Source organism: Aeromonas sp. FDAARGOS 1407, assembly GCF_019048725.1.
In the GTDB taxonomy this organism is placed as follows: domain Bacteria; phylum Pseudomonadota; class Gammaproteobacteria; order Enterobacterales; family Aeromonadaceae; genus Aeromonas; species Aeromonas enteropelogenes.
Genome location: NZ_CP077399.1, coordinates 1576371 through 1596460 on the forward strand (window position 1 = coordinate 1576371; position 20090 = coordinate 1596460).

Below are 20090 nucleotides of genomic sequence, written 5' to 3' on the forward strand. Positions count from 1 at the left end.
GTGTTGAATGACCCATTAAATACCGCAAACAAATAGGTGTAGTGATATGCAGCTGATTGACAGTCATTGCCATCTCGACTTTCCCGTCTTCGACAAGGACAGGGAGGTGTTACTGGCTCATTGCCGGCAGCTTGGGATCCGGGAGTATATCATCCCTGCCATCGCTGAGGATAACTGGGAGCGGGTAATGGCTTTGGCAGGCCAGCATGCCGATATTTTCTATGGCTTGGGCATTCACCCCTGGTATGCCGACGCACAGCAGGAAGGGGTGATGGAACGGCTGCGGATGCTGGTGGCTCGCCGCCCGGCCGGGTTGGTGGCGATAGGCGAGTGCGGGCTGGATCTGCGTTCCCATGTTCCCCAGAAGGGGCAGCTGGATCTATTTGAGGCGCAAATCAGGTTGGCTTGTGAATATGAGCTGCCATTAATCGTGCATTCGGTACGGGCCAATGACACGGTTGCCAAACTATTGCGCCGTTTCAAACCAGCCAGGGGTGGGGTGATTCATGCATTCAGCGGCTCCCGGCAGCAAGCCGACACTTTCTGGCAGATGGGATTTCGCTTGGGGGTCGGTGGGGTGATCAGTTATGAGCGGGCCAACAAGACCCGTGAGGCATTTCGTGATATGCCGCTTTCATCTCTGTTGCTGGAAACCGATGCGCCCGACATGCCGTTGCAAGGGGACCAGGGGCAGCGCAATACCCCGGCGTCATTAGTAAAAATAGTGACTACTCTGGCTTCAATAAGAGAGGAAGGCATGGTGGATGTTGCAAGGGTGTTGCATGAATCTACCCTTGAACTTTTCCATCCTGAGCGTCAATGCTGAAACATATATGCAACAAGGCTTTTGGGCAGCAGAAAAAAAAATGAGCGTAAAAATCGTTTGCTGTCTACTTTTGTGACAATCGATCATTTTGACACTGATAAAATGTGACCAGGATTCTATTTTAAAGGCCTTTAATTAGTATAATGCGCTCCCCTTGATTAGCGGCTTGAGGTTACAAGTTGCTAACAAGATAGGTGCTACTAGAGGAAGATAATAATGAGCTTAATCATGGGTCTGGTGGGGATGGCAACGCTCGTCCTTATCGCGGTGCTGTTCTCCAGCAATCGCAAGGCAATTAACGTACGTACCGTACTGGGTGCGTTCGCAATTCAAGCCGGTCTGGGTGCTTTCGTGCTCTATGTACCGGTAGGTCGCGATATTCTGGTGGGCGTATCCGACGCCGTATCCAGTGTGATCAGCTATGGCCAGAACGGCATCGACTTCCTGTTCGGTGGTCTGGTCAGCAACAAGATGTTTGAAGTATTTGGTGGCGGTGGCTTCGTGTTTGCTTTCCGTGTTCTGCCGGTCATCATCTTCTTCTCTTCCCTGATCGCAGTGCTCTATTATCTGGGCATCATGCAGGTGGTGATCAAGCTGCTGGGCGGTGGCCTGCAGAAAGTGCTGGGTACCTCCCGCACTGAATCTCTCTCTGCTACTGCCAACATCTTCGTGGGCCAGACTGAAGCCCCGCTGGTAGTTCGTCCTTACATCTCCAAGATGACCGACTCCGAGCTGTTTGCCGTCATGTGTGGTGGTCTGGCTTCCGTAGCCGGTTCCGTACTGGCCGGTTACGCCTCCATGGGCGTCAAGATGGAGTACCTGATTGCAGCATCCTTCATGGCTGCTCCGGGTGGTCTGCTGTTCGCCAAACTGCTGGTGCCCGAGACCGAGACCCCGAACTACGATGAAAGCGCCGCCGATGCCGAGCTGGATGACAAGCCGGCCAACGTGATCGACGCTGCCGCTGCCGGTGCCTCTGCCGGTATGCAACTGGCCCTGAACGTAGGTGCCATGCTGCTGGCGTTCATCGGTTTGATCGCCATGATAAACGGTATCTTCTCCGGTGTGGGTGGCTGGTTTGGCATGCCTGAGCTCTCTCTGGAGCTTATTCTGGGCTGGATCTTCTCCCCGCTGGCCTTCCTGATCGGTGTGCCCTGGAACGAAGCCGTGGTTGCCGGCTCCTTCATCGGCCAGAAGCTGGTGGTGAACGAATTCGTGGCGTACCTGAACTTCGCTCCGTACCTGAAAGATGAGCTGCTGATCAATGGCGCCGTCATGTCCGATCACACCAAGGCCATCATCTCCTTCGCTCTGTGCGGCTTTGCCAACCTCTCCTCTGTTGCCATCCTGCTGGGTGGTCTGGGGTCCATGGCACCGAACCGCCGCGGCACCATTGCACGATTTGGTCTGAAAGCCGTACTGGCCGGCTCTCTGTCCAACCTGATGTCTGCCACTATTGCAGGCTTCTTCCTGGCGCTGTCCGGCATGTAATATCGCCTGACCAGACAGGTATAAACACAAACGCCACGGCATCTGCCGTGGCGTTTGTGTATGGGGCGGTGACAACCGTTTTCCTATCTAAACTAATAATAAAATGAGTCAAATCGGAGGTTTTATGAATGAAGTGCTACTGGCGATGGTGGCCGGCTTTATCGTTGGCTTGTTGTTTTCTTTCCTCAAATTGCCCATTCCTGCGGTAATCCCCCCGAAAAACCAGGGTGCTCATAAGTAGAATTTTCCCGTACCTTGAACGCAGGAGGTTCTACATGAAAACATCACGCTTTAGCGATACCCAGATCATCGCCATCCTCAAACAAGCTGAGGCTGGAGCTCCCGTCCCGGAGCTCTGCCGCGAGCATGGCATCAGCACGACCACCTTCTACAAGTGGCGTTCCAAATTCGGGGGGATGGATGCCTCCCTCATGGCTCGACTCAAGGAGCTGGAGGACGAAAACCGCCGCCTCAAGAAGATGTACGCCGAGGAGCGCCTCAAGGCAGAGATCATCACCGAGGCCATGGCAAAAAAGTGGTAACGCCATCTGCCCGCCGGGAGATGGCGACCAAAGCCGTGACTCACTACGCCATATCCATCCGTCTGGCTTGCCGGATCTTCAAGGTCAGTGAAAGCTGCTATCGCTATCAGCCCGTGCTGGTCGATGAAAACCAGGAAATTGCCGATTGGCTGCTACGTATCACGGCCAGCCAGCGCAACTGGGGCTTCGGGTTATGCTTTTTGTACCTGCGCAACGTCCAAGGCTTTGGCTGGAATCACAAACGGGTATACCGGATCTATCGGGCGCTGGAGCTCAATCTGCGGATAAAACCCAGGAAACGGTTGGTTCGGGCTAAGCCAGAGCCGTTGGCGGTTCCCGACCAGCCTAATCAGTGCTGGTCGATGGACTTTATGCATGACCAGCTCAGCGATGGCCGCTCGGTGCGGCTGTTTAATGTGATCGATGACTTCAATCGTGAAGCGCTGTGCATCGAGGTGGATTTCTCCTTACCCGCCTCACGAGTCAAACGGGCGCTGGAGCAGGTGATCACGTGGCGAGGTAAGCCCGCCATTATCCGATGTGACAATGGCCCGGAATACATCAGCGAAGAGCTCAAGCGATGGGCGAAACAGGAGGGGATAACCCTGGGCTATATCCAGCCAGGAAATCCGCAGCAGAATGCCTACATCGAACGGTTTAACCGCACGGTGCGCTACGACTGGCTGGGCCATTACCTGTTTGAGTCACTGAATGAACTACAGGAGTTTGCCACGAACTGGCTGTGGGTTTATAACCATGAGCGGCCCAATATGGCGCTGGGTGGCTACACGCCGAAACAGCGTCTGGCACAGGCCGCATGACCTCTACTTTTGAATGCCCCTAAAAATGGGGGGATTACCCTGCGCCGCCGGTCTTGTCCGGGGTGATGGGGATCGTGGGGGTCTATCTGGGTGGCTTGGCCTACTCCTGGATCCTCACTCGTTTCTTCTCGTAAGGCGTTTTCTACCCGGGTTTGCCAGATGTGAGATATCTCTGAAAATGGCAAATCCGGCTTGCAAACACGGGGTATCTCGGCTGAAATAGGCATTGCCAGCAGGGTGCTGGCATTGACTAATACCCAATGAAATCGGGTGTTGGCGGTCAAATGGAATTGATTGGGAAGTCGGGTCAGATGTTGTCGGCCTTTCTCAAGTCTTCATGGAACCAAGTCCGCACTTTTGTAAGAAAGTGACAGGGCTCTTGCCTTATTTGCAGCCAGCTATGCCTCTGCATACGCGCTGTAATTCCATTCCCGTATCCTTGGGAGTCGTGTCTTGCCGGTTGCGTTGCAACAAGCGGGCCTTTGCCCCGGGATCCGGACTACTTAGAGACTTTGGAGAACAGAATGACTGATCTGAAACTGGCCGCCCAGCGTGCCCTGAACCTGATGGACCTGACTACCCTGAACGACGATGACACAGATCAGAAAGTGATCGACCTGTGTCACAAGGCCAAGTCTCCGGCCGGTCTGACCGCCGCCGTCTGTATCTATCCCCGTTTCATTCCCATCGCTCGCAAGACCCTGCGTGACATCGGTGCTGCCGACGTGCGCATTGCGACCGTGACCAACTTCCCTCATGGCAACGACGATATCGAGATCGCCGTGGCCGAAACCCGCGCCGCCGTCGCTTACGGTGCCGACGAAGTGGACGTGGTGTTCCCGTACCGCGCCTTCATGGCGGGCAATGAACAGATTGGTTTCGATCTGGTCAAAGCCTGTAAGGAAGCCTGTGGCGCCGATGTGCTGCTGAAAGTGATCATCGAGACCGGCGAGTTGAAGGAAGAGGCGTTGATCCGTCGCGCTTCCGAGATCTGTATCGATGCCGGTGCCGACTTCATCAAGACCTCCACCGGCAAGGTGCCGGTCAATGCGACCCCGGAAGCGGCGCGCATCATGATGGAAGTGATCAAGGCAAAGAACCCGAAAGTGGGCTTCAAGCCTGCCGGTGGCGTAAAAGACGCCGCCGTTGCCGGCCAGTACCTCGCCATGGCCGAAGAGATCCTGGGCAAGGACTGGGTATCCGCCCGTACCTTCCGCTTCGGTGCCTCCAGCCTGCTGGCCAGCCTGCTGGCGACCCTGGGTCACGGCGAAAAGCCGGCCAACACCAGCGGTTACTAAGTTGACCCGAGAGGGCGAGCCCGGCTCGCCCTGTTATGCCCGGCTACATGGCTTGTGGCAGGGCGTCCGGCTTTTGTAACGCCAGTCATGGCGGAGGGAATGAAAGATGTTTTTGCCTCAAGAAATTATTCGCAAGAAGCGCAACGGTGAAGCGCTCAGTACCCAAGAGATTCAATTTTTCGTTCAAGGCATTACCAACAATACCATCGGCGAGGGCCAGATCGCGGCACTGGCGATGGCAGTCTATTTTCAGGATATGACCATGGATGAGCGGGTTGCCCTGACCTGCGCCATGCGCGACTCTGGCATGGTGCTGACCTGGGATCATCTGAACTTGGGCGGCCCCATCGTCGACAAGCACTCCACCGGTGGTGTGGGTGATGTCGTCTCCCTGATGCTTGGGCCCATGGTCGCCGCCTGCGGCGGTTTCGTACCTATGATTTCCGGCCGTGGTCTGGGCCACACCGGCGGTACCCTGGACAAGCTGGATGCCATCCCGGGCTACCAGACCTCGGTCGACAACGACCGTTTCCTGAAGGTGGTGAAAGAGGCGGGGGTGGCCATCATCGGCCAGACCGGCGATCTGGCCCCTGCCGACAAGCGTATCTATGCGGTGCGCGACATCACCGCCACCGTCGAATCCATCGCCATGATCACCGGCTCCATCCTCTCCAAGAAGCTGGCCTCCGGGCTGGAAGCGCTGGTGATGGACGTCAAGGTAGGCTCCGGCGCCTTCATGCCGACTTTTGAGGCGTCCGAAGAGCTGGCGAAAAGCATAGTCGCCGTGGCCAATGGGGCCGGTTGCCGTACCTCTGCGCTCCTGACCGACATGAACCAGGTCTTGGCTTCCAGCGCCGGCAATGCGGTGGAAGTACGCGAAGCGGTGCGCTACCTGACCGGTGAATACCGCAATCCGCGGATCCATGAAGTAACCATGGCCCTGTGTACCGAGATGTTGATCTCCGCCGGGCTTGCCAGCAATGATGTCGATGCCCGCGCCAAGCTGCAGGCAGTGCTGGACAACGGCAAGGCGGCCGAGATCTTCGGCCGCATGGTGACCGGTCTGGGTGGCCCGTCCGATTTTATGGAACGTTATGACGCTTACCTGCCCAAGGCTGCCATCGTGCGCCCGGTTTACGCGGCCAACGCCGGTTTCGTCACCGCCATGGATACCCGCGAACTGGGTCTGGCCGTGGTCGCCATGGGCGGCGGTCGCCGCGCAGCCGGTGACAAACTCGATTACGCGGTCGGTCTGACCGACTTTATTCGCCTGGGTCAGAGCGTCGATGCAGACAAGCCGCTCGCCCTGATCCACGCTCAAACTGAAGAGCAATTCGCTCAGGCTGCCGGCATGGTGCAGGCAGCCGTCAAGATCGGTGACACCCGACCAGAGGCGCTGCCCGAGGTCTACCGTCGCATCGGTCTGGCTGATTTGTAACAAGGGGAAGTCCCATGAAACGTACCTTTATTCTGATGATGGACTCTTTCGGTATTGGCGCTGCCGCCGATGCCGACAAGTTCGGAGATGTGGGCGCCAACACCCTTGGCCATATCGCCAAAGCCTGTGCCTCCGGCGAGATTGAGGGTCGTGGCCCGCTCAACCTGCCGAACCTCAACAAGCTGGGTCTGGGCCACGCAGGTGAACTCGCTTCCGGCACCTTCCCGGCGGGTCTGAACAAGGACATCGAGGTGGTCGGTGCCTACGGTTTCGCCCAGGAGCTCTCCTCCGGCAAGGACACCCCGTCCGGTCACTGGGAGATCGCCGGTGTGCCCGTGCTGTTCGAGTGGGGCTACTTCAAGGATCACCAGAACAGCTTCCCGCAGGAGCTGCTGGACGCCATTGTCGAGAAGGCCGGTCTGCCCGGGTATCTGGGCAACTGCCACGCCTCCGGCACCCAGGTGCTGGACGACCTGGGCGAAGAGCACATGCGCACCGGCAAGCCGATCCTCTACACCTCTGCCGACTCCGTGTTCCAGATTGCCTGCCACGAAGAGACCTACGGCCTCGAGAAGCTCTATGAGCTGTGCCACATCGTGCGCGAGCTGCTGGAGCCCTACAATATCGGCCGTGTCATCGCCCGTCCGTTCGTGGGCAGTGGCAAGGGTGACTTCAAGCGTACCGGCAACCGTCACGACTACTCGGTACTGCCGCCGGCGCCGACTGTGCTGGACTACATGAAAGAAGCGGGTGGCCAGGTGGTTTCCATCGGCAAGATCGCCGACATCTATGCCCAGCAGGGCATCACCAAGCAAGTGAAAGGCACCGGCCTGACCGAGCTGTGGGATCGCACCCTGGAAGAGGTGAAGGCCGCCGGTGACAACACCATCGTCTTCACCAACTTCGTCGACTTCGACTCCTCCTATGGTCACCGCCGTGACGTGAAGGGTTACGCCGATGCACTGGAGTATTTCGACTCCCGTCTGCCGGAGCTGTTCGAGCTGATGCAGGATGGTGACGTGGTGGTGCTGACCGCCGACCACGGTTGCGACCCGACCTGGAGCGGCACCGACCACACCCGTGAATACATTCCGGTGCTGTTCTACGGCAAGCCGGTCAAGGCTGGCAGCGTCGGCCGTCGCGACACTTTCGCCGACATCGGCCAGAGCATCGCGGCCTACCATGGTCTGCCCAAGCTGGCATACGGTACCAGCTTCCTGTAAGTTACCCGCCCGCCGCCTCGGCGGCGGGCAAACCAATAAAGACAATAAAACTCAACCCAGTGTGAAGGAATCAAGAGAATGGCAACTCCTCATATCAATGCGAAAGATGGTGCGTTTGCAGATACCGTACTGATGCCGGGCGACCCCCTGCGTGCCAAGTACATCGCCGAGACTTTCCTGGAGAACGTCGAGCAGATCTGCGACGTGCGCAACATGTTCGGTTTCACCGGTACCTACAAAGGTCGTCGCATCTCCATCATGGGCCACGGCATGGGCATCCCGTCCTGCTCCATCTATGCAAAAGAGCTGATCACCGATTACGGCGTGAAGACCCTGATCCGCGTCGGTTCCTGCGGTGCCGTGCGTGAAGACGTGAAACTGCGTGACGTGGTGATCGGCATGGGTGCCTGCACCGACTCCAAGGTGAACCGTCTGCGCTTCAAGGATCACGACTTCGCCGCCATCGCCGACTTCGATCTGGTTGCCAATGCCGTACAGGCCGCCAAGAACAAGGGCGTGGCCGTGCGCGTAGGCAACATCTTCTCCGCCGACCTGTTCTACACCCCGGACCCCTCCATGTTCGACGTCATGGAAAAATACGGCATCCTGGGTGTCGAGATGGAAGCCGCCGGTATCTACGGCGTGGCAGCAGAGTATGGCGCCAAGGCACTGACCATCTGCACCGTCTCCGACCATATCCGTACCGGTGAGCAGACCACTTCCGAAGAACGTCAGCTGACCTTCAACGACATGATCGAAATCGCGCTGGATTCTGTCCTGCTGGGCGACAAGTAATTCCCTCGCGTATGAAAAAGGCGGCCTTCGGGCCGCCTTTTTGCATTTCTGAAGCAGGGATTAGAGGTCGAGTACGAAGCGTCCCTTGCCGGCCTGTTTGGCCCGGTACATGGCGGCATCGGCTCGATTCAGCAGATCATCGATCCGGGAGTGCCGACCCGAGCGGCAGAGTGCCCCGCCTATGCTGCCGGCAAGGGAGAGCTGATGGCCCGCGACATCGGCGGGCACGGCCATGGCGGCCAGCAAGCGATCGCACAGGGCGGGCAGCTCCTGTTCGGGATGGTGCAGGGCGGGCAGTACGACGGTGAACTCGTCGCCGGCAAGACGAGCCACCATGTCGCCGGGGCGGACTTCCGATGTCAGCACGCTGGCGAAGCGCTGCAGCAGGGCATCGCCGACGTGATGGCCCAGCCGATCATTGATCTGCTTGAAACCGTCCAGGTCGAGAAACAGCAGACCGAGCGACTCCGCACTGTAATGTACTCGCTCCAGTTCGCGGGCCAGGCGCAGGGTGAAGGCACGCCGGTTCGGCAGCCCGGTGAGGGGATCGTGGGCCGCCTCGTGCTCAAGCTGAGCCTGCAATGCCTTGTACTCGGTGATGTCGGTGCCGAGGATATAGACGCCCTGTTCATCGCTGCGACTCGGGATCATGGTGATGCGCAGATCTCGCTCTCCGATGGGCAGCGTAAAGCGGGACTCGAAGCTGAGTTGCTCGCCGGCCTGGGCGCGCTCGAGATAGGCTTGGGCACGCTGGTAGCTGGTTTCACCCATGCTGTCTCGCAGGCTCGTGCCAAACAGCTGCTCGGAGGCCAGCCCGAAGTAGCGACAGTAAGCCTGATTGGCGAACAGATAGCGACCGTTCGGTGCCACCATGCTGATGGTGACAGGCAGGCCGTCGGTGATGGCGCGCAGCCGGGCCCGGCCACGCTCGATTTCGGCCTGCACCCGGCGACGGGCCGTGATGTCGTGTAGAAAAAGGGCCAGGCGAACCTTGTCATCGAAGCGGTAACGCTCGGCAATCACCTCGACCGGGAGACGCCGCCCATCTCGGGTATGGATGTCGCACTCCAGACGCCGCGGCTGATCGCCGGAAAGCGGCAGCTGGGTGAACAGGGGATGATTCTCTTCAAGCAGGCGAGCCAGGGGCTGGCCCAGCATCTCTTCGGCTTGCCAGCCAAGCAGGGTGGTGGAGGCAGGGTTCCAGCCGGTGATGGTGAGTGTCTCGTCGAGTTCGAGAAAGGCATTGCTGGTGTGCTCCAGCATATGCTGCAGGCGCCGCTGCTCTCGCCACAGGCTTTGCTGTACGGCACTGCGTTCGTTCATTTCCCGATGCAACTGCACCACTGTTTCCGACAGTTCGTGAGTACGTTCGCGCACCTGCTGCTCCAGCCCTTGCTGCAGGGTGAGCAGCTCGGCTTCGGCCTGCTTGCGTTCGCTGAGATCGGCGAACACGGCGATCATATGGGGGGCCACGGTACGGCTCTCGCACAGGGCGACGCTGAGTTGTACCCAGCACAGGGAGCCATCGGCGCGGATCATCCGCTTCTCCAGCCGATAGTCCTGGCGCCGCCCCGCGATCAGCGCTTCAAACAGGGGGAGCTCCCGGACCAGATCTTCGGGATGAGTCATGTCATGCCAGGTGAGCCCGAGCATCGCTTGTTCGCTGTAGCCAAGCAGTCTCTCCAGCCCCGGGTTGGCCCGCAACCACTGTCCCTCAAGGGAGGAGAGGGCCATGCCGACCGATGACTGGTTGAAGGTGAGAGTGAAGAGGTGTTCCTTGTCTTCCAGTATCTGGTTCAGACTGCGTACCTGATGGCGTCGCTCCAGATCGTGCAGGGTGTTCTCCACCAGGCGGCCGAAGTCGTCCAGATCCTGACATTGGGCCTGGTCGAGTTGGCGGGGGTGCTGATCGACCAGGCAGAGGGTGCCGAGCACCACGCCGTCGAGGGCCCGCAGCGGACGGCCGGCATAGAAGACCACGTGAGGCGCTTCTGTCACCAGCGGATTGTCGGCGAAGCGCGGGTCACGCCTGGCATCGGGCACCTGCATGATGTCGGGACGCAGGATGGCGTGGCCGCAGAAGGAGTGTTCCCGGCTGATCTCGCACATCTCCACTCCGCTTTTGGAGAGGAACCACTGCCGATCCACATCGGTCAGGGAGACCATGGCAATCGGCAGCGAGAAGTGTCGGGTGATGAGGCGGGTCAAGCGATCCAGTTGATCGATGGGTTCCCGGTCGAGCAGGCCAAGGATGCGCAGTCGCTCCAGTCGACTCTTCTCATCCAGTGGCAGAGGGGGGGCAATCATGCAGCGCTCCTGCTGTTGGTATTGCCATGGTTATATACAAGGTTACCAATAGGGTCTACTCACCTTGCGGCGGATCGACCGGTTTGCTCTTCTTCTTGTGCTTGCGAACCCGCATATAGTTGCGACGCACTCCATAGGAGAGGAGCAGGCCTGCCAGCAGGGCCACCAACAGCATCAGCCGCTGTTTCTCCTGCGTTACCTTGAGTCGGGTGTCCTTGTCCGCCAGCAACTGCTGCTCTTCCAGGGTGATGCGCAGGTAGCCGAGGGTTTGATCACCATCCAGGATCTCCTGCACGTATTGGGTGCGTCCCTTGCCCTGTTCCGGCACCGACTTGTTGTCACTGCCGATGGGCAGCAGGCTCTCCAGTGGCATGGCCTGTTCCGACTGGGCGAGAGGAATGCCGCGGGCATCGTACAGAGTGACATCGAGGATCTCCGGCTCGGCCGCCAGATCCCGGGCCAGCCGCTCCAGTTCGCCGGTTTTATCTTCCTTGAGCCAGCGTTTCATGTCGCGAGCCGCATAGGCCACCAGTGCCTGGGCACGGTTGCGTGCTTCGCTGTGCAGGGCAGCCTGGCTTTCGCCCTGCATATGGATGAGCACGCCCAGCACCCAGCATCCGAGCAAAATACCGGCGCCCAGACTGAGAACACGTTTGATGGGAAGATGACGCTGCAAGCCGAGGCCTCATGATGACTAGGAGTGGCGGGATCTTGGCGCTTGCCTGTACAAAAAGCAATACGCTACTCTGGGCCGGCACTATTAACCCCCAGATCACCAAGGAAGGCGTCCCTCTATGTTGTTGTCCCAGCTCCCCCCATTGTTGTCCGATTGGCCTGCGCTGTTGTCTCACTCTTCCTGCTGGCAGCTGGAAGGCGAGACCTTGCAGCCTGCGAGCGCGCCCTTGTCGGCCGCCTGGCTGGTGCTGTTTGGTAAGGGACTGGGCCCCGCTCATCTGGCCAGGGTAGCAACCTTGCTAGCGGCTAATGGGATGGAGGCCAGCCTCTATCCGCCGACCGAAGTGGCGGGTGTGCCGCTCATGCTGCTTGGCACGGCACGTTTCAGCCAGGAACTGGTGAGACAGTTCAAACAGGAAGAGTGGGACATCGATCTCTGTCATCTGCCAGCATTGCCGACCCTGAGCGAACCCGGCTTGCTGGTGATGGACATGGACTCTACCGCCATTCGCATCGAATGCATTGACGAGATAGCCCGGCTGGCCGGTGTCGGGGAACAGGTAGCCGCCGTGACGGCAGCCGCCATGCAGGGCAAGCTGGAGTTTGCCGACAGCCTGCGCAACCGGGTCGCCCTGCTGGCCGGTGCTCCCGTCGCCATTCTCGACGAGGTGGCCGCCGAGATGCCCTGGATGCCGGGACTGCAACTGATGGTGGATACCCTGAAGAGGGCTGGCTGGAAGGTGGCGATCGCCTCGGGCGGGTTCACCCGTTTTGCCGGCGAGCTGCAACGGGCGTTGGGGCTGGATGCCATCTTCGCCAACGAGCTGGCTGTGGAAGGGGAACGGCTGACCGGCCAGGTCAGCGGTCGTATTGTGGATGCCGGCGTCAAGGCGGAGGTGTTGCAGCAGCTGGCGCAGGAGTTTGGTGTGCCCGCATCCCAAACCGTGGCTATCGGCGATGGCGCCAACGATCTCAAGATGATGGGGGTTGCCGGGCTGGGTATTGCCATTCACGCCAAGCCGTTGGTGCGGGCCGAGGCTGCCGCGACCCTCAATCATCACGATCTGGAAGGGGTGATCTGTCTGCTGGGCGCACTGGCCTGTCGCGATCGTCGCTGGAGTCGCTGATATCCCTTATGTCAGGGCGGTGGTACACCGCTCCCTACGTCATGGAGGACGTAACAGTCACATGGAGCTGATGCAACAATCTCTGTTTATTCCCTGTGGCGAACATCAACTGCATGTTCGCCATATCCAGCCAGGCATCGCCGTGCATGGCGAGCCGATCCTGATGGTGCACGGTGCCATCGAGAATGGCCGGATCTTCTATACCGAATCGGGCAAGGGACTGGCGTGTTTCCTGGCCCGTCACGGCTATCAGGTCTATGTGGCCGATCTGCGGGGCCGTGGCCTGAGTACGCCAGCCATCGCCGAGCAGGCCGGCCATGGCCAGCATGAACTGATCACCGAGGATCTGCCCGCGTTGCACCGCTGGGTGGCCGAGCGCCATTCAGGCTTCAAGGTGCACTGGGTCGCTCACTCCTGGGGCGGCGTCATCATGGCCTCGACTTTGGTCCGTTTTCCCGAATTGGCCCGGCAGGTGGCCAGTCTGCTGTTTTTCGGTACCAAGCGGGGCGTCTCGGTACAAAACCCGGAACGCTGGCTGAAAGTGGATCTGATCTGGAACCGGCTGGCCCCCTGGCTGGCCAGGCGCCGCGGTTTTCTGGCGGCGCGCAATCTGAAGATAGGTGCCGATGACGAGCCGCTGCGCTACCTGCAGGAGACCATTCCCTGGGTCAAATGCGGCCCCTGGCTGGATCCCCACGATGGCTTTGCCTATGACGAGGCGGCGGCCCGGGTGAACTGGCCACCGCTCTGGATGATTTCGGCCAAGGCCGACAAGGTGCTGGGACATCCCACCGATGTGCGCCGCTTCAGTGACGAGATGGGGTTGGCGGCGCGCCACACCCGGCTGGGGCGGGACAATGGCAATCGCCTCGACTATGACCATATCAACATGCTGACGGCGCCACAGGCTCAGGAGGATCACTTCCCCCAGATCCTGGCGTGGTTGCAGGACCCGCAGGCTGCTTGATGAAGGCCGGGAATGAAACAATGGCGGGCCTGTGCCCGCCATTGGTTGCTTGCCGATTTGCCTGAGCGATGTCCGGAGTTAACTGGCTCGCCTGTATGAGCGTTCAGTGGCTGGGGGGCGCAATGCCAAGGCGGAACAGCGTGGCCCGGGTGGTATCGGTCAGCTCGCCAACGCCGACCACGCTCCACAACTCCTCTTCCAGCTTGCGTGCCTTGTGGATGGCGAACTTGGCGATGTAGTCCAGCTCGTTGGCGATGAAGTTGGTATCGGGGCGTCCGGTACGGGAGATACCGACCAGTACCGAATAGAACTCCCCTCTCTTTAACGCCAGCTCGATGAAGGCGCGCTTCTCCTGCGCGTTGGTAAAACTGCTGGCCAGCCGGCTGTCAAACACCGGGAGGCCGGTATTGGTCTGCTCGCAGGCGATGTAGACCTCATCTTCCTTCGGTTTGTCTTCCCGCTCTATGGCCCGCAGCGGGTTCATCAGCAACTCCTTGAGCAGCCCCCCCTGAAACAGAGGATAGAGGTTGTCCTGGTCCGGCAATTCGGCACAGGCCTCAAGCAGCTGGTGAAGGCTGCGCGGTTGCAGCGATTTGCCGATTGATGCCGGTTTGGGGGCGCCTTTCAGCTTGTTGATATAGACCGGCGAGTTGAACAGGTGATGGGTATAGATGTTGCGAAGCGCCCGTGCCAGCCCCCGGTAACGCCGCTGCTCTTGCGCTGCCTTGAGCTTGTTCTGGTTGCTCTCTATCAGCAGGCTGAAGAACTGGCGGCCGGTGTGGCGATCCGAATCCCCCTCAATACACAGATGCAGCACGGTGCGGGTCGTGTTGAGGCTGACCAGACGGTAGGAGAGACGCTGCAGATCCATGCTCTTGGATAGCTCCTGCAGACGGGGCAGCGCTATGGTCACCACATCATTCTTTTCGCCGTCGAAGGCCTCTTCCAGCTCAATCTGCAGGCCGTGGGTTGAGATGTCCCGGGTCCAGCCCAGCCAGGATTTGCCCTTGTGATGGATGGCAACCGCCGTCTTGTGGATGTAGCGCAGCTCTTTGCGAAGCTGGACATAGTGCAGGGTTTCGATTTCGAACGGGGCCGCTTTCTGGTCGTGAGCATAGCAGTGCAGCTCGTTGGCATTCTCGTTGAGTGTCTCCTGCGGGCGGAACTCGTCGCGCTGGGACTCCTGGGTAATGTCCTGCAGCAGGCCGACATAGCCAATCTGTTTGAGCCGCTCGGTCAGCAGTATGTCCTGTAGTTGCGGGTTGTCCTGCCCCTGCAGCTGACCGATATCCGCCTCGACCAGATCGCATGCCTCCAGGGTAAACTTGTAGACCCGCCAACTGGGCCGCCGTGAGCCCACCTGGAAGAACAGGGATTTCAGGCCGCTTTGCTGCAGCTCCTCGGCGCTCGCCGAGAAGAAGTAGATATGGCTGCGTACCGTATGGGTGAAGGCGTAGATCAGGGTTTCGCTGGTGGAGCCCGAGGGGGGACAGAGCTGCTTCATCCGTTCGGCGTAGAACAGACTCGCCAGGGTGTCGCGGTTTTTCTCGTCTCGCCAGTACTCCAGCAGGTGCTGGTTGTTCTCGGTACGCAGAGCGATTTCCAGAGACGGGCTGTCTCCCTTGCCGAAAAACAGCGGCATGCCGGTCATGCGTGGCAGGTAGAACTGCTCATACCCCTTGATGATGGCGGCGGAGAGCAGATAGTCGACACTGACCCGGTACCGTGCCTTGTTGGCTTCGATGAACTCCTCAAGGAAGGTATTGAAGGCGGAGTGTTCACCGGTGCGCACCAGACGCAGCCAGTACTTCCCCTCCTTGCTCTCCTCGCCGAGGATCTGGTAGCTGACGGGCTGGTGCAGGACGGGGTTGGGGTTGTCCCGTTCCAGTCCGGTGAAGAAGACCTCCACCTGGGCTCCGGTCAGGTAGTTGGGCAGGTAGGGGACGGAGACGCGCATTCCCCCCAGCGACAGATCCGAGCTCTTGGCAAACAGCTTTTCACCATCCTGAAACTTGATCAGCAGGGGAGAGCTGAAGTGCATCCGCTCCTGACGACGGCCGTAATAACTGGCAAAGGAGATGGTGTTGACATCGTATTGCCGGAAAGGGCTTGCGGGAGGGGTGAGCTGGCTGTCTGAGCGGGCATGGTGTTGCCGCAGCCACTGCTGCATGGCTTCATAGACACCCAGGGTATAGATGTCGCGATAGAGATAGCACTGGGACTGGAACAAGCCTGCCGCCTCGGCGGGCATGAAGTGGGTGATCCCCTCAAACTCGTGCACTTGGCACTCGTCCTCCAGCTCGTCGCGCATGTCGATGATCCTGCGGCAGGGGGAGCATTTGCGTTTGAGCTCCATTTTGATCAGAAAACGGCTGTTGCTGTTTTCCTCCTGGGTCAGGCGGTTGAAGATCTCTTCGAAATCCTTCTCCCGCAGCAAGGGGATGAGTTGTTCAATCAGATGTTGCTGATGCGCTGAATCCATGTGTTCCTGCCACGGAAATCCATTTTTCCGATTCTGGGTTTGATCTGTGGGTCGCAAACAAGTATATCAAGCAGGAATTCATCCTGTCCCCGAGTTATCAATGGCTAAAAATAAAACTGCTTATGTATGTTCCGAATGTGGTGCCGACTTCACACGCTGGCAAGGCCAATGCAGCGAGTGCAAGGAGTGGAATACCATCACCGAGGTGCGCCTCGGCTCGATGACTCCCGCTGGCAAGAGCGCCCGTTACACCGGCTATGCCGGTGCCATCGGCAGCCAGGTTCAGACATTGGCAGAGATAGCCACCACTGAAATCCCCCGTTTTACCTCAGGTTTCAAGGAGCTGGACCGCGTGCTCGGTGGCGGTGTGGTGCCGGGATCGGCCATTTTGATAGGCGGCAATCCGGGGGCGGGCAAGTCCACCCTGCTGCTGCAAACCATGTGCGGCCTGGCGGAGCGCATGAAGACCCTGTATGTCACCGGGGAGGAGTCTCTGCAGCAAGTGGCCATGCGTGCCAACCGCCTGGGGCTTCCCACCGACAAGCTGCGCATGCTCTCGGAAACCAGCGTCGAGCAAATTTGCCTGATCGCCCAGCAGGAACAGCCCCAGATCATGGTCATCGACTCCATCCAGGTGATGCATGTGGCAGATGTCCAGTCGGCGCCGGGTTCTGTCTCCCAAGTGCGGGAAGCAGCCGCCCTGTTGACCCGCTATGCCAAGCAAAACCACGTGGCCATCTTCATGGTGGGCCATGTCACCAAGGATGGCACCCTGGCGGGCCCCAAGGTGCTGGAACATTGTATCGATTGTTCCGTGCTGCTGGACGGGGGGCACGACTCCCGTTTTCGCACCCTGCGTTCCCACAAGAATCGCTTCGGGGCGGTCAATGAGCTCGGCGTGTTTGCCATGACCGGACAGGGGATGCGGGAAGTCAGCAACCCTTCCGCCATTTTCCTTAGCCGCGGTGAAGAACAGGCCCCAGGTTCCATCGTCATGGTGATCTGGGAGGGCACCCGTCCCCTGCTGGTGGAACTGCAAGCGCTGGTGGATTATTCCCAGCTCTCCAACCCGCGCCGGGTGGCGGTGGGGATGGATCACAACCGTCTCGCACTGCTGCTGGCGGTGCTGCATCGCCACGGTGGCTTGCAGATGGCGGATCAGGATGTGTTCATCAACGTAGTGGGGGGCGTCAAGGTCGAAGAGACCAGTGCGGATCTGGCCCTGCTGCTGGCCATGGTTTCCAGTTTCCGCGATCAGGCGCTGCCCAAGGATCTGGTGGTTTTCGGGGAGGTGGGGCTATCCGGCGAAATCCGTCCGGTACCGTCCGGCCAGGAGCGATTGCAGGAGGCAGCCAAACATGGCTTTCGCCGCGCCATCGTGCCCCACGCCAATGCCCCCAAACATCCCATCGAGGGGATGGAAGTGGTGCCGGTGAAGAAGCTGGCCGATGCGCTGGAAGCCTTGTAACCATATTGAATCACAATAAAAAAGAGCGCTTTGGCGCTCTTTTTTATTGTCGGAACGGCCTGTCATCAAGGCTGGTTGTGCTCAAGGTGCTCGCTTAGCAGTTGCTCCAGTTCCCGGTGGAGCAGTTCTTCATCACCCACGTTGAGTTCAATCATCCGTTTGAGGTGGGTGGCGCTGTCGATATCGATGTGATGGCAGTAGAAACCCAGCTTCTTGCTGGCAGTATGGGTCAATTCGACCTGCATCTTTATCTCGATGTCGCTGCCACTCAGAACAAAACTTATCTGGTATTCCTTGTTGTCATGCTCTTCCCAGTCATCGGGCCTTATCAGCAGAGCACCCTGCAAGGAGACGTCGACCAGCTGAGTCTGCCACTTCTCTTCCCCTTGAGTTAGTTCAGCCGTGGTCAAATAGAGGATCCGTGCAAAACGGCGGCGCTCAGACATGCTCATCTCCTGTATGCAATTGCTGTAGACGCTGGGTCACTGTTCTGAGTGTAATCGACCTTGACCGCCAGTATCTTGAACTTGCTCCAAAAATGGGCTCAGGCCTGCTGGGCACTCAAAGATTCCACTATATGCAGCGCCTTGACCAGGCGATCCTCCTGCTTGAAGCGCTCCTCAAGCACCGGGCCCAACTGATTGAGGTCTTCATCCAGCAGCAGCAACTGCGCTTCGTCGGCTTCACTGTACTTGTCGTTGAACTCGAGAGCGAACTCGGTGCTGGTGCGGATGTGGGGGTAGATGCGCTTGGCCAGCTCCAGGGTCTCTCCGCTGGCCTGTTCGAAGGCGGTGACAACGTGGTGATAAATCTCGAAATGACCTGCACTGACGTAATCGACCAACTTGTCACAGAAGTGCTGCAGTTCTTCTGGTTTGGGCAGGCTGCGTTGCTTGGCGCGCGCCGGGGTGAGGCCGGCCAGCCTCATGTATTCGACCAGCAAGGCTTGCCTTTCATCCAGCCAGTCGTCGATTGCCTTATGTTTGCCTGCCAGCGCCTGTTTGGTCTGTTCCAGTTTCGTCAACATAATCCCTCCATGGGACAAGGCCGGGCGATTGATGGGACTCCCAAGCCGTTTGAGCCGTGACCTCACCTATAACTATGGAAAATATGTCCGACCGTCAATAGGCTTGCCCGGATATTGTGCATTGGTGAAGAATCAGACGACCCGTGTTGGCAGGGCTAGCAGGTTTCGGGCCTGTCCGCGCTTTTTGGCATGTGTAATGTGACTATTTCCGCAGATCTTGATGAAAACCCCAGCGTTTAACGTCTCCTGGTCGATAAAGCCTTTGCCTGGGCGTTTTTTTTTGCATAGAGTGACCCAGCGCTAAATGCCCGATCATAAAGGAAATGTTATGAACAAAGCTCAACTTGTCGATGCAATTGCCGCCAAAGCAGATCTGAGCAAGGCTCAGGCCAAAGTGGCTCTGGAAGAGATCATCAATGGTATTACCCAGAGCCTGAAAGAAGGTGACGCTGTGCAACTGGTTGGTTTTGGCACCTTCAAGGTCACCCACCGTGCTGGCCGTACCGGTCGCAACCCGCAAACTGGTAAAGAGATCCAGATTGCTGCTGCCAACGTGCCTTCATTTGTGGCTGGCAAGGCTCTGAAAGACGCTGTCAAGTAAGTCCGAAAGTCCAATTCTGTCCAATGCCAGTCAGCAAGCTGACTGGCATTGTTTTTATCTGGCCCGTGAAATAGCGTCTTCTAGCCGGATCGGCTCACTTTATGGGGGACAGACCCGGCTGATCATGGTGAACCCCTCGTCTGAAGGTGCCAGCTGCACGGTAACCTCCCCGAGTTCGGCCAGAGCGGCGACATGGGTTCCCCCGCAAGGGATGGTGACCTCTTGCCTATCCAGTGTGCAGTGCCAGTAGCGCGAATCGATGATCGCCTCACCAGCCCGGCTGCGGCGGATTCTGCCACCAACGGCCAACCACTTGCCCAGTTGCTGGTTGATACTGGCTTCAATATGGGCGAGGTCAGTCAACAAAGTCTCGCCGTTGACTCCCTTCTTGCGCAGGCTCTTGCCGATGCGATATTGATCGTGGCAGCCCATGGGCTCGACCCGTGACGCCTGCATGGCGAGGCGGTCGAAATCGGGCTGATCCAGAGCGTCCCGCTCACTCACCTCTTTTCGCCAGTACGGGATAAGTGCCCGGTTGAGGGCCAGTGCCGCCAGATGACAGCCGCTGTGGCCCAGACTCAGGGCATAGCGGGCATCGCCATCCACCCGCAGTTCGACCAGGGTACCAGCAGCCAGGGTGTGGCAACCCGCCAGCGGATGCACTACCACGAAGGCCCACCCCTCGGTGCCCCGTTTGACCGGGATGTCCTGATCCACGAACAACTTACCCTCCGGGCTGATGGCGCCCATGCGACACGGGCCTACAGCAGCTTCGCCGCCCTCCCAATGGGCTGTGCCCACATCACCCGGTTGATCGGGCCAGAGATGGCTCTGGGGGTGAAATGGAGTGAGATCGGTGACCAACAGGCTGGTCTCGCCATTTTGGCAATAGAGTACTTTGGCCTGCTCACAGAGATGGTCCAGCATGAAGCTGGTTCGGGTATGTTCCATGGAAAGGCTCCCGTTGTGAAATGAATAGGGGGGAAGGTGGCAGCATACGCC

At 58.9% G+C, this 20090-nt stretch carries 17 protein-coding genes and 2 pseudogenes; 13 read left to right on the forward strand and 6 right to left on the reverse strand.

Annotation, left to right across the window (positions count from 1 at the left end; all coding sequences use genetic code 11):
- Positions 1-46: 46 nt before the first annotated feature.
- The 9 genes and pseudogenes from I6L37_RS07670 to deoD all read left to right on the forward strand — a co-directional run bounded on the left by I6L37_RS07670 (position 47) and on the right by deoD (position 8434).
- On the forward strand, positions 47-826 hold the full coding sequence (locus tag I6L37_RS07670; RefSeq protein WP_216993679.1) for a TatD family hydrolase: 780 nt from the start codon (positions 47-49) through the stop codon (positions 824-826).
- Between the two features lie 216 nt (positions 827-1042).
- On the forward strand, positions 1043-2317 hold the full coding sequence (locus I6L37_RS07675; protein ID WP_061476227.1) for a NupC/NupG family nucleoside CNT transporter: 1275 nt from the start codon (positions 1043-1045) through the stop codon (positions 2315-2317).
- 124 nt (positions 2318-2441) lie between these two features.
- Positions 2442-2534 (forward strand): annotated as a pseudogene (locus I6L37_RS07680) (XapX domain-containing protein); the annotation flags it as partial.
- Positions 2535-2592: 58 nt separating this feature from the next.
- Positions 2593-3680, forward strand: a protein-coding gene (locus I6L37_RS07685; RefSeq protein ID WP_099368947.1) for an IS3-like element ISKpn10 family transposase whose coding sequence is annotated in 2 segments (ribosomal slippage) — positions 2593-2845 and positions 2845-3680 — 1089 coding nt in all. Because the reading frame shifts where the segments join, the coding sequence is not laid out codon by codon here.
- 38 nt (positions 3681-3718) lie between these two features.
- Positions 3719-3814, forward strand: a pseudogene (locus tag I6L37_RS07690) (XapX domain-containing protein); the annotation flags it as partial.
- A 390-nt stretch (positions 3815-4204) separates the two neighbouring features.
- Positions 4205-4978: a deoxyribose-phosphate aldolase gene (deoC, locus tag I6L37_RS07695; protein ID WP_042025838.1), complete on the forward strand. Its 774-nt coding sequence runs from the start codon at positions 4205-4207 to the stop codon at positions 4976-4978.
- Positions 4979-5084: 106 nt separating this feature from the next.
- Positions 5085-6416, forward strand: a complete 1332-nt coding sequence (gene deoA, locus I6L37_RS07700; protein WP_026458151.1) for a thymidine phosphorylase — start codon at positions 5085-5087, stop codon at positions 6414-6416.
- Positions 6417-6430: 14 nt separating this feature from the next.
- A complete protein-coding gene (locus I6L37_RS07705) occupies positions 6431-7639 on the forward strand; it encodes a phosphopentomutase (RefSeq protein ID WP_042071093.1) in 1209 nt (402 codons plus the stop codon).
- A 78-nt stretch (positions 7640-7717) separates the two neighbouring features.
- Complete coding sequence (deoD, locus tag I6L37_RS07710) at positions 7718-8434, forward strand: purine-nucleoside phosphorylase (protein WP_216993681.1); 717 nt, start codon at positions 7718-7720, stop codon at positions 8432-8434.
- Between the two features lie 60 nt (positions 8435-8494).
- Here the strand turns inward: deoD and I6L37_RS07715 are convergent, their stop codons facing one another.
- Complete coding sequence (locus I6L37_RS07715) at positions 8495-10741, reverse strand: PAS domain S-box protein (protein ID WP_216993682.1); 2247 nt, start codon at positions 10739-10741, stop codon at positions 8495-8497.
- Positions 10742-10796: 55 nt separating this feature from the next.
- Complete coding sequence (locus tag I6L37_RS07720; RefSeq protein WP_042025835.1) at positions 10797-11417, reverse strand: AhpA/YtjB family protein; 621 nt, start codon at positions 11415-11417, stop codon at positions 10797-10799.
- Positions 11418-11535: 118 nt separating this feature from the next.
- On the opposite strand from I6L37_RS07720, the gene serB reads away from it, so the two are divergent.
- Both serB and I6L37_RS07730 read left to right on the forward strand, forming a co-directional pair.
- Positions 11536-12543: a phosphoserine phosphatase SerB gene (gene serB, locus I6L37_RS07725; RefSeq protein ID WP_216993683.1), complete on the forward strand. Its 1008-nt coding sequence runs from the start codon at positions 11536-11538 to the stop codon at positions 12541-12543.
- 61 nt (positions 12544-12604) lie between these two features.
- A complete protein-coding gene (locus I6L37_RS07730) occupies positions 12605-13510 on the forward strand; it encodes an alpha/beta fold hydrolase (RefSeq protein WP_201979547.1) in 906 nt (301 codons plus the stop codon).
- A gap of 103 nt (positions 13511-13613) precedes the next feature.
- Here the strand turns inward: I6L37_RS07730 and I6L37_RS07735 are convergent, their stop codons facing one another.
- Positions 13614-15992 carry a PilZ domain-containing protein gene (locus I6L37_RS07735; RefSeq protein ID WP_216993684.1) on the reverse strand — a complete coding sequence of 793 codons (2379 nt, stop codon included), beginning with the start codon at positions 15990-15992 and terminating at the stop codon, positions 13614-13616.
- Positions 15993-16092: 100 nt separating this feature from the next.
- Here I6L37_RS07735 and radA point away from each other — a divergent pair, with 100 nt between their 5' ends.
- Positions 16093-17460, forward strand: coding sequence for a DNA repair protein RadA (gene radA / locus I6L37_RS07740; RefSeq protein ID WP_042025830.1), 1368 nt, complete (start codon positions 16093-16095; stop codon positions 17458-17460).
- A 65-nt stretch (positions 17461-17525) separates the two neighbouring features.
- On the opposite strand, the gene I6L37_RS07745 is transcribed toward radA, so the two are convergent.
- Together I6L37_RS07745 and I6L37_RS07750 are read right to left on the reverse strand one after the other, a co-directional pair.
- On the reverse strand, positions 17526-17906 hold the full coding sequence (locus I6L37_RS07745; protein ID WP_026458689.1) for a PilZ domain-containing protein: 381 nt from the start codon (positions 17904-17906) through the stop codon (positions 17526-17528).
- Positions 17907-18004: 98 nt separating this feature from the next.
- Positions 18005-18487, reverse strand: coding sequence for an Rsd/AlgQ family anti-sigma factor (locus tag I6L37_RS07750; RefSeq protein WP_042071106.1), 483 nt, complete (start codon positions 18485-18487; stop codon positions 18005-18007).
- A gap of 328 nt (positions 18488-18815) precedes the next feature.
- On the opposite strand from I6L37_RS07750, the gene hupA reads away from it, so the two are divergent.
- Positions 18816-19088, forward strand: coding sequence for a nucleoid-associated protein HU-alpha (hupA, locus tag I6L37_RS07755; protein WP_005340484.1), 273 nt, complete (start codon positions 18816-18818; stop codon positions 19086-19088).
- A 99-nt stretch (positions 19089-19187) separates the two neighbouring features.
- Here the strand turns inward: hupA and I6L37_RS07760 are convergent, their stop codons facing one another.
- Entirely contained in the window at positions 19188-20039 is an 852-nt protein-coding gene (locus I6L37_RS07760; RefSeq protein ID WP_042071108.1) for a hypothetical protein, read from the reverse strand.
- Positions 20040-20090: the final 51 nt, after the last annotated feature.

Excerpts from the sequence above, each read along its gene's own strand:
- I6L37_RS07670 (WP_216993679.1), top strand. The coding sequence starts at position 47 with ATGCAGCTGATTGACAGTCATTGCCATCTCGACTTTCCCGTCTTCGAC.
- I6L37_RS07675 (WP_061476227.1), top strand. The coding sequence starts at position 1,043 with ATGAGCTTAATCATGGGTCTGGTGGGGATGGCAACGCTCGTCCTTATC.
- deoC (WP_042025838.1), top strand. The coding sequence starts at position 4,205 with ATGACTGATCTGAAACTGGCCGCCCAGCGTGCCCTGAACCTGATGGAC.
- deoA (WP_026458151.1), top strand. The coding sequence starts at position 5,085 with ATGTTTTTGCCTCAAGAAATTATTCGCAAGAAGCGCAACGGTGAAGCG.
- I6L37_RS07705 (WP_042071093.1), top strand. The coding sequence starts at position 6,431 with ATGAAACGTACCTTTATTCTGATGATGGACTCTTTCGGTATTGGCGCT.
- deoD (WP_216993681.1), top strand. The coding sequence starts at position 7,718 with ATGGCAACTCCTCATATCAATGCGAAAGATGGTGCGTTTGCAGATACC.
- I6L37_RS07715 (WP_216993682.1), bottom strand. The coding sequence starts at position 10,741 with ATGATTGCCCCCCCTCTGCCACTGGATGAGAAGAGTCGACTGGAGCGA.
- serB (WP_216993683.1), top strand. The coding sequence starts at position 11,536 with ATGTTGTTGTCCCAGCTCCCCCCATTGTTGTCCGATTGGCCTGCGCTG.
- I6L37_RS07730 (WP_201979547.1), top strand. The coding sequence starts at position 12,605 with ATGGAGCTGATGCAACAATCTCTGTTTATTCCCTGTGGCGAACATCAA.
- I6L37_RS07735 (WP_216993684.1), bottom strand. The coding sequence starts at position 15,992 with ATGGATTCAGCGCATCAGCAACATCTGATTGAACAACTCATCCCCTTG.
- radA (WP_042025830.1), top strand. The coding sequence starts at position 16,093 with ATGGCTAAAAATAAAACTGCTTATGTATGTTCCGAATGTGGTGCCGAC.
- I6L37_RS07745 (WP_026458689.1), bottom strand. The coding sequence starts at position 17,906 with ATGTCTGAGCGCCGCCGTTTTGCACGGATCCTCTATTTGACCACGGCT.
- I6L37_RS07750 (WP_042071106.1), bottom strand. The coding sequence starts at position 18,487 with ATGTTGACGAAACTGGAACAGACCAAACAGGCGCTGGCAGGCAAACAT.
- hupA (WP_005340484.1), top strand. The coding sequence starts at position 18,816 with ATGAACAAAGCTCAACTTGTCGATGCAATTGCCGCCAAAGCAGATCTG.
- I6L37_RS07760 (WP_042071108.1), bottom strand. The coding sequence starts at position 20,039 with ATGGAACATACCCGAACCAGCTTCATGCTGGACCATCTCTGTGAGCAG.